Consider the following 13,963-nt stretch of genomic DNA (forward strand, 5'->3'; position numbering starts at 1 on the left):
CCGCAAATCAAAACATCCCTTTTAATCCATCAAAAATACTTTCGAAGAAGGTAGGCATACTCAGGCCATTGTGGTGATTAAAGTAGATAAAGATCAGGAAGATCACTATGGCGATGATGATAAAGCGCTTAAACATATACCCCAACAGCACCAAAGCCAGCGGAATGATAACCAGCAACGTCCAGCTCACATGCAGGGGCTTCAGCTTGCCATCTTGCTTATAAATGTAATATAGCATAGAGTGCGTACCTGCGTTATTAATATGCTTAACATAGAAAAAGCTTGACTTATCTAATTTATGGCGATAAAAAGCTGTTCCCTTTTCAAACTGCATTTGTTCTTGAAAACCATTTATTGTGAAAGCAAAAACACCGTCCACGTTTTCCTGTATGTTACCGAGGCTATCGGTAGCAACTATAGCTAGTTCGCTATCGGCAAACGGATTTTCTTTTACTACAAAATGTTTGATGCTCACAGAATCTGCATAAACAAATTTACCGGCAAATAATAACAAGGCAGCCACAAATAATATCTTTTTCATTTTTTAGTATTAGGTTTGAAACTTAAAAACAACCCGCAATAAATTTAGTTAATATATCTTATCAAATTGAGTTTGTAACAAGCGGATTTTCAACTAAAGCAATAAATACCGAACAACCTACTAATGTTTAAATTTTTAACCTTATTTTTTTTAACGGGCATTATAGCCCAGCCCGTTAAACCTAATAGTGACGCCGACCGTATTTGCGGCAAATGGATATCATCAAACAAAAACCTGATTGTACAGATTTACAAAAGCGGCAACAGTTACCGTGGCAAAATGGTTTGGTTTAAAAGTGATGACAACAGCAAAAGTATGGAAGAGTGGACAGACAAGCACAACCCCGACCCTGCCCTGCGCAGCCGCAAAATATTGGGTATGGATGTAATTAGCGGTATTGTGTACGATACAAAGTCAGAAAGTTGGGAGAACGGCAAAATATATGAGGCGCAAACCGGGCACTACTGGAGCGCATCGGCTCGCCTGGATAAAGACGAGGTTTTAAAAGTCATTGGCTATTGGCATTTTAAGTTTATCGGCAAGACCATGGTCTTTAACCGGATGCCATAAAAAGAGCCGGTGAACAACATCGCTTACCGGCTCTTTCTTTTCCGAGTAATTTTACTTCCCTTCGTTCAGATTCGGCAGATCATTCTTGCCTTTCAGGTATTTCTCCAGGTACTGAAATTCAACATTGTATATTAACATGTAGCTTTGCAGATCATAAGCCGCACCATGCGCGCCCTTTGGATAGATACGCAGATCAACGTCTTTGCCTGCTGCGGTTAATGCAGTAAGCAGTTGCATGGTATTAGCCGGATGTACATTATCATCACTCATCGAGTGGATCAGCAGTAAACGATCCTGCAGACTACCGGCATGCATAAGCGCAGAGCTTTGGTTGTAGCCCGCCTCGTTCTCGTTCATCAGGCCCATATAACGCTCGGTGTAGATGTCGTCATATAAACGCCAATCGGTCACTGCCGAATTTGCTATGCCTGCAGCAAACACACCCGGATGTGTCAATAACGTATAAACCGTAGCAAAACCGCCGTAGCTGGTACCCATAATCGCTATCTTACCTTTATCTACATAAGGCAGTGTATTCACGTATTGAGCCGTTTCGGCAAAATCGGCGCTTTCATATTTACCCAATTGTTTGTAGCCGATTTTTAAGAAAGCACTACCATAGTTAGAGATACCACGATTATTAACATCGACAACAATATAGCCGCTTTGAGCCAGCCATTGCTGCCACGGGTTCGCCGAGAATTTGTTATAAAATGAGTGCGATTCCGGTCCGCCGTATACGGTAAGTACTACCGGATACTTTTTCGTGGGATCAAAATTGAACGGCTTAATCATATAAGCGTCCAGCATAACGCCGTCGTTGGTTTTTACCTTGAATGGTTCGGGCGCAGAATAAGCGTGCGTATTCAAGAAATTGGTTACGTCTTTATTATCCTCCAGCATTTTCAGGGCTTTGCCGCTATTATCAAATAAACCAACATGTGTTGGCGTACTGATACTACTATAGCTGTCAATGAAATACCTGGTATCGGGCGACATATTGACGGCGTGAAAACCATTAACCTGGCTTATCTTTTTCTTGCCGCTGCCATCAAACTTAATGCTATAAAGCTCCTGTGCCAGGCCTGAAGATTCTGCCGACAAGTAATAGATACTTTGGGTTTTAGTGTCTATGCCCTCAACCTTGATCATATCCCAGTTGCCTTTGGTTACTTGGTTGATCAGCTTGCCGCCGTAACTGTATCGATAGATGTGATAATACCCTGAACGGTCTGACACCCAGAAAAACTCTTTGCTATGTTCGGGGAAATAGATCATATCATTCACATCGGTATAAAAATCGAATACTGCTACCCAGGTGTTATTCTTTTCATCAAGTACTACCTGATGTTCACCCGTCTTTACGTTGAAAAAGTATAACTTCATGTGGTTCTGTTGGCGGTTAAGCGTCATCAGCGCCAGCACATCGGGGTTACTTGTCCAATATATGCGGGGGATGTAAAAATCGCCGGTTTCGTCGGGCTTTAACCAGATTTTTTTGCCGGTGGCAACATCGGCTACACCTATCCTGACACTCGGGTTAGCATCGCCTACCTGCGGCAGCGGGATGTGAACAATCTCACTATGATGACCTTCAAAATTGGTCATTTCAAAATCGGGCACTTTATGTTCATCAAACTGCCAGTAAGCTATATACTTACTGTCGGGCGACCAGTTCCAGGCTTGCGGTTGGCCAAACTCTTCTTCATACACCCAATCATAATGGCCATTGAAAATACCTTTATCGCCCGTAGCATCGTTGGTTAGTTGTTTTTCTTTACCGGTAGCAAAGTCATATACATACATATTACCCTTGCGCTCTACACCAACCTTTTTTCCATTTGGCGACAGCTCGGCAGAACGCGCATCTTTTGCTGCCTGTTTAAGCTGTTTGCTTTGCAGGTTATATATGTAATAATCGGCTATGCCTGATTTACGGTAAATAGGTCTGAAATTAGATTGAAAAACCAGATTCCTTGAATCGTGCGACCATTGGAAAGAATTATAAGCGAACGGATTTTTTGTACCCGGAAAGTTCAAGCCTTTTTTATCGAAGATAAGCTCATCCTTCAAAGTGGCCGGCTCCATCGACCTAATCTCTTCGCCGGATATGTAGGAATACTTTTGGCCCTCGTTTATCCAGTTTACACTTTGTGGACCGGATTTGCCGTGTAGTTGGCCTGCAGACATTAAGGCTTCGCCAAGATCTTTGTATTCTTTTTTGTCTTGTGCCTCTGCGGCATGGGTGAAAATGCCCAGTGAAAAGAGCGCAATGCACAGGTATTGTGCAGCAATTTTATTCATAGTTCGGTTAATTTGGCTAAAGCTAAAGTATTTGCTGCATTTGGACAATTATATCAGGTTTTAGTTACATTATAGCCGTATATTTACCTTCAAACATATACCTATGAATACCAAAACGCCCAAAGATTCGCTTACTGTTATGAATGAGTTGGTATTGCCTAATGATACCAATATGCTAAACAATTTAATGGGTGGCCGCCTGCTGCATTGGATGGATATTGCAGCCGCTATTTCGGCGCAGAAACATTGTAATCGCATTACCGTAACTGCCTCTGTTGATAATGTGTCTTTTAAGCATGCTATCAAACTAGGTGATGTGGTGACTATCGAAGCCAAAGTAACACGGGCTTTCAATACCTCGGTGGAGGTGCGCCTGGATGTGTGGGCGCAAAATGTACCGTCGGGTACCCGGGTAAAAAGCAACGAGGCCTACTACACCTTTGTGGCGCTTGACCAGGATGGCCATAAAATAGAAGTGCCGGGCCTTATCCCTGAAACGGCTGCGGAAAAAGAATTATTTGCCGGAGCCTTACGACGACGCCAGTTGCGCCTGGTGTTAGGCGGCAAAATGAAAGCAGATGAGGCTACCGAATTAAAAGCCTTGTTTATAAACGACGGGAATAAAGGCTAACTGCCCAACTCAACGATACGATCGAACTCCTCTCTTTTCATTCCCATTACCGATAAACGCCCCTGGCGTACCAAGCCGACATCTTTTAAACGCTCATCGGCTTTGATTTGCTCAAGGGTTACCGGCTTCTTTAGCGTCTCTACTGGCGATAGATCAACAACCAGCCAGTTCGGGTCGGTGGTGGTTGGGTCTTGATAGGCGGTTTTAACTACTTTGGCTATACCTACAACCTCTTTGCCCTCATTACTGTGGTAAAACAGCACCAGGTCGCCCTCTTTCATTTCACGCAGGTTGTTACGCGCCTGGTAATTGCGCACGCCATCCCAAAAGGTACGGCCATCTTCATTAAATTTTTCCCAGCTATATTTATGAGGTTCGGATTTTACTAACCAGTAGTTCATTGATGTTCTTTGTTTTGATAGTGTTAAAGTACATTCCTATATCGTTAGACGAGCTATCGACAAAAGTGGCGACAAATTAAGCAATATCCACGAAACGATTAAAAAGTCGCTTCAGATTTAGCGAGCCGAAGATTATGGGCTTCAATTACGTCTTACCTATTTTAAATTTCGGCGCCGGTCGCTTCTTCCCTACAGATTTCTTTAACGTTTCTGCAGTTTTCCAGTCAACGTCTTTCTTCATTTTCATCACCTTCTTTATGTCGTTACGAAGCTCCTTGCTATTGTAATAATTGATACAACTCATAAAGATCGCCTTTCGTCCTTCCGTACGTGGGGCCACATCTCCTTCAAGGTCAGGGGGAAGCTTAGGAGGAAAGAAGATAGATTTAACCCTTCTTGCAACTAACGAATCCAAATATTGAGCAATCTCACCGTTTGAAATGGTTCCTTCACTTAGCTCATCATAGATACCTATACTCAGATCGTTTGAAAAAAGAACTTTTGCATCAAGCCCCTTTTCAAGACAGCGATACAAAACGTAGTCTCTGTAGGTTCTTTCGGAAAGTTCAGAGGAATCATAAGGCTCTATTGTTTTGCAACTTATAGCTACAAAACAATAAAACAGGCTGATAGAAACGATACTTCTGTTCATCATGGTAATTTATTATTTGCACACGTCGTTGCCCATTCTTTCCGCAATCAACGGCGCCCTAAAGTGCTAAAGCATCAATGCAATATCTTAAACATCAATTCCTTCATCAATCCGCCATGATCGGTGTTTGATTCAACACCCTTGCTTTTCACATCATATTCGCGCAGGTAATGGATGATCTGCATCGTTTTTCCGTAAGGATAACTGCGCGCCGCCTGCTCATAATCCTTCACAAAAAACGGGCTGACACCCAGTTCCCTCGCCAGGTTTTGCTGCGATTTATCTTTTACATAATGATAGACAAGCACTTTGGTAAAAAAGTTATTCAGGTTACCCAATACCAAAACAATCGGATTATTCTTCGGATTAGCCTCAAAATAATTAATGATCTGATTAACTTTCAAAGCATCCTTTCGGCCTAGTGCGCTTTGCAGTTCAAATACATTATATTCTTTGCTGATGCCGATGTTGTCCTGAATTAATTTGAGGGTGATCTCCTGTCCCGCCGCTACATTCAACATCAACTTGTCTAACTCGTTAGCTATTTTTGAAAGATCATTGCCGAGGTACTCTGATAGCATAGCCGACGACTGTGCATTGATCTTGTATCCCTTTTCTGCAATATAACCTTCTATCCAACCCGGTATCTTACTGTCATATAAAGCCGCCGACTCGAACACCAATCCATTTTTTTCTATCGCCTTGTAGACCTTTTTGCGCTTGTCGAATTTGCCATATTTATAGCAAAATACCAGTATAGTGCTTTGTAATGGGCTCTCCAGATAGCTCAGCAGCGGATTGATATTTTTTTTATCATCGCTCTCTGTGCCCCATTTCATTTCCTGGGCCTCTTTCACTAAAACTACCTGGCAGTCTGACATCATCGGGTATCGCTTGGCGGCATTAAGCACCGTCATTACATCCGTATCCTTACCGTATAGCACCGTTTGATTAAACCCCTTCTCAGCATCCGACAGTAAACTACGCTCTACATAATCACTTACCAGATCGATAAAATACGGCTCATCACCATGTAATAAGTATACCGGTTTCAGTTTGCGGTTTTTAATATCCTTGATAATATCGGCAGCAGTCATCGAAGTCAAAATTAAAAATTCAAAAGGCAAAAATAGGATGATTGATAAATAAACTTCAATGCATTACACGTTGAGCGTCATTGCTTCGTCGTTCCTCCTCGCTATGACGCGGTATAGATTAGATTAAACCCCAATAATCATTTTGAATTTTTACTTTTACTTTTTGAATTTCCACAAATGCTCCAGCCTTTAAATCTGCCACCTTACCCTTTCAAGATCACTGATCAGGACGGAACTTTAATTTTGTTTGATGAGATACGTAGGCGCAACATCGTCATCACGCCTGAGGAATGGGTACGACAGCATTTTGTGCAATATCTTATTGGTCATAAAAATTACCCTAAGGCTTTGTTAAGGTTAGAAGGGGGGCACAAACTTTATGGCAAACAAAGACGGTCTGACATTATTGCTTTTAATTCGGCGGGCCATAAGGTTTTAATGGTGGAATGCAAGGCGCCGTCTGTTACTATTGATCAAAAAGTATTTGATCAGGTGGCCCGCTATAATATGGTGCACAAAATTGGTCTGCTGGCCGTAACCAACGGGTTACAGCATTATTACTGCCGTATTAACTTCGAACAAAACAATTACCAGTTTATTGAGCAACTACCTGACTATCAGAAAATATAAATGAGCCGGCTGGCGATTTAACCAGCGTTTGTATCTTTTCAAACAACTCATTAGGTTTGAATGGTTTTGATACATAATCGTTCATCCCCGACTCATACACACGTTCGCGGATATCAAATAAAGCCGACGCTGTAAGCGCTATAATAGGTATGCTTGATTTTTGGTGGTCGCGGATATTACGGATCTCTTTGGCGGCATCAAAGCCGTTCATCACGGGCATCTGCAAATCCATTAGTATAATATCAAAGTTGCCATATTGCACCAGTTCAACAGCACACTCGCCATTTTCGGCAATAGTTGGTATGATACCCCATTTTGAAAGCAGCTTTTTCATCAACATCACGTTTACGGGGTTATCTTCAGCAATCAACATTCGCACGTTGCTTAATTTATCACTATTTTCAGGTGATACCGGTTGTTGATTTAGCACCGGCTCAAATGCTTCAGTCGATACCGGGAATTCCATATTGAATGAAAACTCAGAGCCCTGGCCTACCGCGCTGCTTACCTTTATTTTTAGCCCCTGCAATTCTAAGAGGCGTTTAACTATGGTAAGGCCTAAACCCGTACCGCCATACTGACGAGTGGTACTGATCGATTCTTGTATAAACGGCTCAAATATGATAGCCAAGCGGTCTTTTTCAATACCAATACCTGTATCTTTTACGCTAAAATTTACCGTAACGCGATTGTGGCGGTCTTCAATGCAACCTATCTTAACAAATACACTGCCCTGCGCAGTGAACTTAATAGCGTTGCTGATCAGGTTAAATACAATCTGGGTAATTCTGGTGGGGTCGCCAAACAGTACTTTACGACTAAGCGCAGTGTCAACATCCAGTTTAAATTGCAAACCTTTAGCTTGCGCAGTCAACGCCTGCCCGCCACAGATATTTTGCATCAGCTCGATCATATTGAACTTAATATTTTCAAATACCAATCTGCCTGATTCAATTTTATTAAAGTCGAGTACGTCATTTACAATCGACAAAAGGTTACCTGCCGAAAATTTCAATACTTCCAGGTTTTCACGCTGATCAGGCCTCGGGTTGCCGCTGATCAACAGATTACTCATACCAATAACGGCATTAAGAGGTGTCCTGATCTCATGCGACATCGTCGACAAAAAATCAGATTTAGCTTCTGCCGATTTCTGTGCTTTTTCCATTGCCGCTTCAAACTCGGCAGTCAATTTGCTCTGTTTCTTGCTGGTATCCTTAAGCTGGGTAAAGGTTCTGATAAATGCAGTATAAAAATGGCTGATCATAAAGGTTGTCAGCGCAAAACAAGCAAACATAGCTACAATAGATGTAGTTTGGTCTACCCTTTCTGGTTTAAGAGATAACACATAATTACTGCTGTATTGAAGCAACATTAGCATCAATACGGGTATAATATTGAGTAAAGAATAAATCAATCCGTACTTCTGACCCAGCATATAAAAGCCAAAGAGCAGGATCATGATCACTGCCCCGACCGTAACAATATCGACGTTTTGAATAGCAATAAAAATATCAACGATATTAGTAACTGTAGCAACAACAAGTATAAGATGCGAAATGAGCGTCCAACGCGGGCGAAAAGTTAAAAATTTAAACAGCACCGCCACTGTTATCAGCATTACCGCTGTAGTAATACTCAGAATAACATGATGTTGATAAAGCACATCGGCTAATATTACCGAAAGCGTAAAGAAAGCTAAGGCTAATCCATAGTAAAGCATGCGCAGACGGGCATTATCCAGGATCGAAAGGTCCTCGGACAAGACGTTACGCAGCGAAAAATTAAAAAAGCTTATATTTCTATTCATATCCAGTGGTTAGCATACGCCATATCAATGGGATTTTTAAATTAATATTTACGGTTAGTTAACCGATTAATTTAAAATATCAAAGATGCATCAACCACTGATGCAATTAATTTGCCAATCCCAGTAACCCCTCGTCTATGATCCTTAATTTGGCCTCAGCATCGGCTTTCTTTTTTTGCTCAGCCTCAATGATTTCGGGTTTGGCATTAGCCATAAATCTTTCGTTGCCCAGCTTGGCATTAACAGATTTCAGGAAGCCCGTTAGATATTCTTTTTCTTTTTGCAGTCTCTCACTTTCGGCTATGGGGTCAATGGTTTCATTAAGCGGCACATAACATTCGTCTGTTGACACTAAAAAGCTGCTTGCACCTGCTAATTTATTATCAACCAAAGTCAACTCGCTTAAATTTGCAAGCCTCGTTAAAATAGTTTTGTAAGCCAGGTAATCAATACCCGAGTTTGATTTAATTGACAGCTGCAACGCCTCTTTAGGCGACAATTGTTTGCTGTTACGAATATTTCTAACCTGGGTTATTATTTGCTTAACATTTTCGACGTCGGCTAAAATGCGAGAATTAATTTCCCCATTAGCAGGCAATTGTGCAACAATGCAACAATCCAGCCCGTTGCGCCCCCCGAATAACTCGTCATGCCACAACTCTTCAGTGATGAAAGGCATAAACGGATGCAGGATTTTAAGGATATTTTCAAAGAAGGCAATAGTCTTGTTATAAGTGTCCCGATCTATAGGCTGCAGATAAACCGGCTTGATCATTTCCAGGTACCAGGCGCAGAAATCATCCCAAACTAATTTATAAGTTGCCATAAGGGCTTCTGATAAACGATATTGCACAAAGTTATCCTCAATTTCGATCATAGCCTGATTGAAACGGCTTTCAAACCAATCAATCGCTATCTGGTTTGGATTATCCAGCTTATCGTCAACCTCCCAGCCTTTTACCAGACGGAAAGCATTCCACACTTTGTTATAGAAGTTACGGCCTTGTTCGCAATGACTCTCGTCAAACATCAAATCGTTACCCGCGGGCGAGCTCAACAACATGCCAACCCTGACGCCGTCTGCCCCATATTTCTCAATCAGATCCAACGGATCGGGCGAATTACCCAGCGATTTAGACATTTTACGGCCCAGTTTATCACGAACGATACCGGTCAGGTAAACATTTTCAAACGGAATTTTACCTTTGAACTCATGTCCTGCCATAATCATTCTGGCAACCCAAAAGAAAAGGATTTCGGGCGCCGTAACCAGGTCATTGGTTGGATAATAGTAGCTGATGTCGGCATTTTCGGGATCTTTAAACCCATCAAACACCGATATCGGCCATAACCATGAAGAGAACCAGGTATCAACTACGTCTTCGTCCTGAACCAGTTCTTGAGTAGTGAGCCTTGAGTTTTGAGTCAGTTGTTGGGCTTGTTCAAGTGCTTCGTCAATGGTTTTGGCAATGATATAACGTCCGTCCGGCAGATACCACGCCGGTATCTGTTGTCCCCACCACAACTGGCGGCTGATACACCAATCCTTCACATTTTCCATCCAGTGACGGTAGGTATTGATGAATTTCTCAGGAATCAGTTTGATATCGCCTGCCAATACATAATCAAGCGCAGGCTTAGCCATTTCTTCCATCTTGCAAAACCATTGCATAGACAGTTTAGGCTCAATAACCGCATTGGTACGCTCAGAAAAACCGACTTGCGATTTATATTCCTCTACCTTCTCCAGCCCCCCGGCCTCTTCAAGCATCGCCGCGATCTTTTTACGCGCCGCAAAGCGGTCTTCACCAACTAAGATCTGCGCTTTAGTGTTCAGCGTACCGTCGTCATTTAAAATATCAATTACCGGCAGATTATGTTTCTGGCCAAGTTCGTAGTCATTCAAATCGTGCGCCGGGGTAACCTTCAAACAGCCGGTACCAAAATCCATTTCCACATATTCATCCAGGATAACGGGTATCTCCCGATTAATTAATGGAATGAATACCTTTTTGCCATGCAGGTGAGTATAGCGCTCGTCATTAGGGTTAATGCAGATTGCTGCATCTGCCATGATGGTCTCAGGCCGTGTCGTCGCTATGGTTAAAAACTCAGAGCTTCCTACGATGAAGTATTTGATATAATATAGCTTCTGGTTTACTTCCTTACGGATAACCTCTTCGTCGCTCACTGCAGTTTTACCCTGCGGGTCCCAGTTTACCATGCGGATGCCGCGATAGATCCAGCCTTTTTTATACAGGTGAATAAACGTATCAATTACCGCATCAGACAGATCATCGTCCATGGTAAAGCGCGTGCGCTCCCAATCGCATGAGGCACCTAACTTTTTTAATTGATCAAGGATAATGCCGCCGTATTTTTCTTTCCACTCCCACGCGTAATCCAGGAACTCAGCACGGCTCAGATCTTTTTTGCTGATACCTTTTTCTTTAAGCATGGCAACAACCTTAGCCTCGGTAGCAATACTGGCATGGTCTGTACCCGGCACCCAACAGGCATTTTTACCTTTCATGCGGGCGCGGCGTATCAGCACATCCTGTATAGTATTGTTTAACATATGGCCCATGTGCAGCACACCGGTAACGTTTGGCGGCGGCATAACAATGGTATACGGTTCGCGGTCATCAGGTACAGATCTGAAAAAGTTATTTTCTAACCAGTAGTTGTACCATTTTTCTTCAGCTTCTTTAGGCAGATATGTTTTAGCAATACTCATAAGTCCACAAAAATAAGCTTTTGCCGCAAACTTTGCAGATAGATTATCGGGCGATAATTGTTGGCTTGTTGCTTCCGTTTTACTTAAAATAATTATTAATATTGTAGTAAATAACTGACTCAATTATTCACATGAAACCAAGAATCACTCATTTGATTTTAGCTGGGGGCGTATGTCTTGCTGCCAGCGCTTTCGTTATCGACAACGTAAAGCCCAAACCTAAATTTATTGACCGGGCCAACATGGACTTTTCTGTAAAGCCCGGTGACAATTTCTGGGAGTATGCCAATGGCAACTGGATTAAACATCACTCCATTCCTGCTAAAAAAACCAGTTGGGGCGCTTTTAATATTCTGGCTCAACAAAATGTTGACCACGTGGTAGCCATCCTCAAAGAAGCTGGTAAAACACCGGCGCCAAAAGGCAGCGTAAAACAACGTGTGGGCGACTTGTTTGCCAGCGGTATGGATAGCCTGGCTATAGAAAAATTAGGCTATGCACCAATTAAAGCAGATCTGGAACGCATTGACCGTGTTAAAACTACTGATGATGTGGTTGTCGAAATTACTTATCAACGTGTTCATGCACTGTCAAGCCCGCTGTTCTCATTCGGCGTTGGCCCCGACTCTAAACATCCCACCGTAAACATTGCCAGCTTCCATCAGGGTGGCACTACTTTGCCCGATCGCGATTATTATTTAAAAGATGATGCGCGTACAGTCAAAATTCAAAACGCCTACAAGCAATATATAGTTAACCTGTTCACTTTAACCGGCGAGGCTGACAATGCCAATAAATATGCCGATGTTGTGTTTGATATCGAAAGCAAATTAGCTAAGGCACAATTAAGCCGCACCGAATTGCGCGACCCCAACAAAAGCTACCACAAGCTTTCTGTGATCGACTTTAAAAAGTCCACTCCGCACTTTAACTGGGTAAAACTGATGGTGGATATGAAAGCGCCCGGTCAGGATAGCGTGATTGTAGGCCAACCCGACTTCTTTAAGTTTGAAGACGACCTGGTAGGCTCAACAACGGTTGATGACTGGAAAGTTTACCTGAAATGGCAGATTCTGAAAAACACTGCCGGTGAACTAAGCTCCCCTTTTGTAAAAGCAGCATTTGACTTTAGCAGCGTACTAAGCGGTCAGAAAGTTCAAACTCCCCGTAACGAGCGTATGGCTGCTCAGATTGACGGCAGCCTGGGCGACTTATTAGGCCAGCTATATGTTGCCAAATACTTTAAACCTGCCGCAAAAACGTACATGATTAACCTGGTAAACAACCTTAAAAGTGTATTTGCCGATAGGATAAAGCGTGCAGAATGGATGAGCCCTGAAACTAAAACCCGTGCCCTTAAAAAACTGGCTGCATTCAGCGTAAAAATTGGCTATACCAACAAATGGGAAGATTACAAAGGATTGGTGATTGTGCGTGACGATTACGAAGGCAACCTGCGCAGAATAGGCGAATGGCGATATAATTTTAATGTTAGCCAATTGGGAAAACCGGTTGATAAAAACCGCTTTAACATGACGCCGCCAACAGTTAATGCTAATTACAGCCCAACCAAAAACGAGATCACGTTTCCGGCAGGTATCCTTCAGGCCCCTTTCTTTGATTTTGCAGCGGATGATGCTGTGAACTATGGTGCCATTGGTGCTGTTATTGGCCATGAAATGACGCATGGTTTTGATGATCAGGGCCGTCAATATGATGCTGATGGTTCATTACACGACTGGTGGACCAAAGATGACGCCGACAAGTTCAAAGCACGTGCTGATAAAGTGGTTGAGCAATTTAACTCTTACACAGTTAATGATACGCTTCATTTAAATGGCCGCCTGACTTTAGGTGAAAACCTGGCCGACCTGGGCGGCGTTAACATTGCTTACGAAGCTTTCAAGAAAACCAAACAAGGAAAATCAAATGTAAAGATTGACGGTTTTACACCCGATCAGCGTTTCTTCCTGTCGTTTGCGCAGGTGTGGAGGGGCTTGATTCGCCCTGAAACTGCTGCGCAGGCCGTATTGGTCGACCCGCACTCGCCGGGCAAGTACCGCGCTTATGCAGCGTTTACCAATATCGATGCCTGGTATAAAGCTTTCAACGTACAACCCGGCGACAAGCTGTACAAAAAGCCTGAGGACAGAATCAAGGTTTGGTAGCCGTCTTTCGGTTAAACAGTACCGGCAATTTAAAAACCAACTGATCCCAAAGTGATCCATTGAGAATGTATATCACTTTGGATCAGTTGGATCGCTTATAAAATGTAAATATTTAAAAATCAATTAATTATAAAATTAGTCCTGAAATAATGGATCACTTTGGATCACTTTTTCTGACTTTTAAGTCGTTTTTGGATCACCCGTCCTGATTGACCCGTCCTAAAAAAAGTTTACACTATTTTTTGTTAATACTGGATTGAATTTACAATCACTTATCGCCAAAGAGGCTGACCTTTTGAAGTGAACCCCAAAAGTTAGACAAAAACTTTTGGGGTTACTTTTATGTCAAAACACACATTTGAAGAGAAACTTGATGTAGTTTTTCAAGTAAGAAAGGGAAAGCCGATTCTGCGGATATCCCG

11 protein-coding genes are annotated in these 13,963 nt (G+C 42.5%); 4 read left to right on the forward strand and 7 right to left on the reverse strand.

What is annotated here, in order from left to right:
• Nucleotides 1-7 precede the first annotated feature (7 nt).
• The gene (locus ABD772_RS17080; protein WP_345107282.1) at nucleotides 8-541 is read right to left on the reverse strand and encodes a hypothetical protein; all 534 of its coding nucleotides are present in this window, start codon (nucleotides 539-541) and stop codon (nucleotides 8-10) included.
• A 123-nt stretch (nucleotides 542-664) separates the two neighbouring features.
• Here ABD772_RS17080 and ABD772_RS17085 point away from each other — a divergent pair, with 123 nt between their 5' ends.
• Nucleotides 665-1,111 (forward strand): DUF2147 domain-containing protein, encoded by a 447-nt coding sequence (locus ABD772_RS17085; protein ID WP_345107284.1) that lies wholly within the window; start codon nucleotides 665-667, stop codon nucleotides 1,109-1,111.
• Nucleotides 1,112-1,162: 51 nt separating this feature from the next.
• Here the strand turns inward: ABD772_RS17085 and ABD772_RS17090 are convergent, their stop codons facing one another.
• Nucleotides 1,163-3,415 carry a S9 family peptidase gene (locus ABD772_RS17090; protein ID WP_345107287.1) on the reverse strand — a complete coding sequence of 751 codons (2,253 nt, stop codon included), beginning with the start codon at nucleotides 3,413-3,415 and terminating at the stop codon, nucleotides 1,163-1,165.
• 103 nt (nucleotides 3,416-3,518) lie between these two features.
• Here ABD772_RS17090 and ABD772_RS17095 point away from each other — a divergent pair, with 103 nt between their 5' ends.
• On the forward strand, nucleotides 3,519-4,046 hold the full coding sequence (locus tag ABD772_RS17095; RefSeq protein ID WP_345107290.1) for an acyl-CoA thioesterase: 528 nt from the start codon (nucleotides 3,519-3,521) through the stop codon (nucleotides 4,044-4,046).
• Here the strand turns inward: ABD772_RS17095 and ABD772_RS17100 are convergent.
• From ABD772_RS17100 to holA, 3 genes are all read right to left on the reverse strand, one after another.
• Nucleotides 4,043-4,447 carry an EVE domain-containing protein gene (locus ABD772_RS17100; protein WP_345107293.1) on the reverse strand — a complete coding sequence of 135 codons (405 nt, stop codon included), beginning with the start codon at nucleotides 4,445-4,447 and terminating at the stop codon, nucleotides 4,043-4,045. The genes ABD772_RS17095 and ABD772_RS17100 overlap by 4 nt on opposite strands.
• A gap of 145 nt (nucleotides 4,448-4,592) precedes the next feature.
• Entirely contained in the window at nucleotides 4,593-5,102 is a 510-nt protein-coding gene (locus tag ABD772_RS17105) for a hypothetical protein (protein ID WP_345107296.1), read from the reverse strand.
• Between the two features lie 71 nt (nucleotides 5,103-5,173).
• Nucleotides 5,174-6,196, reverse strand: a complete 1,023-nt coding sequence (holA, locus tag ABD772_RS17110; protein WP_345107299.1) for a DNA polymerase III subunit delta — start codon at nucleotides 6,194-6,196, stop codon at nucleotides 5,174-5,176.
• Nucleotides 6,197-6,373: 177 nt separating this feature from the next.
• Between holA and ABD772_RS17115 the strand changes: the two genes are divergently transcribed.
• Nucleotides 6,374-6,826 carry a type I restriction enzyme HsdR N-terminal domain-containing protein gene (locus ABD772_RS17115; protein WP_345107302.1) on the forward strand — a complete coding sequence of 151 codons (453 nt, stop codon included), beginning with the start codon at nucleotides 6,374-6,376 and terminating at the stop codon, nucleotides 6,824-6,826.
• Here ABD772_RS17115 and ABD772_RS17120 read toward each other — a convergent pair.
• Nucleotides 6,792-8,636 (reverse strand): response regulator, encoded by a 1,845-nt coding sequence (locus tag ABD772_RS17120; RefSeq protein WP_345107305.1) that lies wholly within the window; start codon nucleotides 8,634-8,636, stop codon nucleotides 6,792-6,794. The genes ABD772_RS17115 and ABD772_RS17120 overlap by 35 nt on opposite strands.
• Nucleotides 8,637-8,742: 106 nt before the next feature.
• A complete protein-coding gene (locus ABD772_RS17125) occupies nucleotides 8,743-11,373 on the reverse strand; it encodes a valine--tRNA ligase (RefSeq protein ID WP_345107308.1) in 2,631 nt (876 codons plus the stop codon).
• A 131-nt stretch (nucleotides 11,374-11,504) separates the two neighbouring features.
• Here ABD772_RS17125 and ABD772_RS17130 point away from each other — a divergent pair, with 131 nt between their 5' ends.
• Nucleotides 11,505-13,541 (forward strand): M13 family metallopeptidase, encoded by a 2,037-nt coding sequence (locus ABD772_RS17130; RefSeq protein ID WP_345107311.1) that lies wholly within the window; start codon nucleotides 11,505-11,507, stop codon nucleotides 13,539-13,541.
• Nucleotides 13,542-13,963: the final 422 nt, after the last annotated feature.

Origin of the sequence: Mucilaginibacter panaciglaebae, from assembly GCF_039539265.1 — a bacterium.
Lineage (GTDB): Bacteria > Bacteroidota > Bacteroidia > Sphingobacteriales > Sphingobacteriaceae > Mucilaginibacter > Mucilaginibacter panaciglaebae.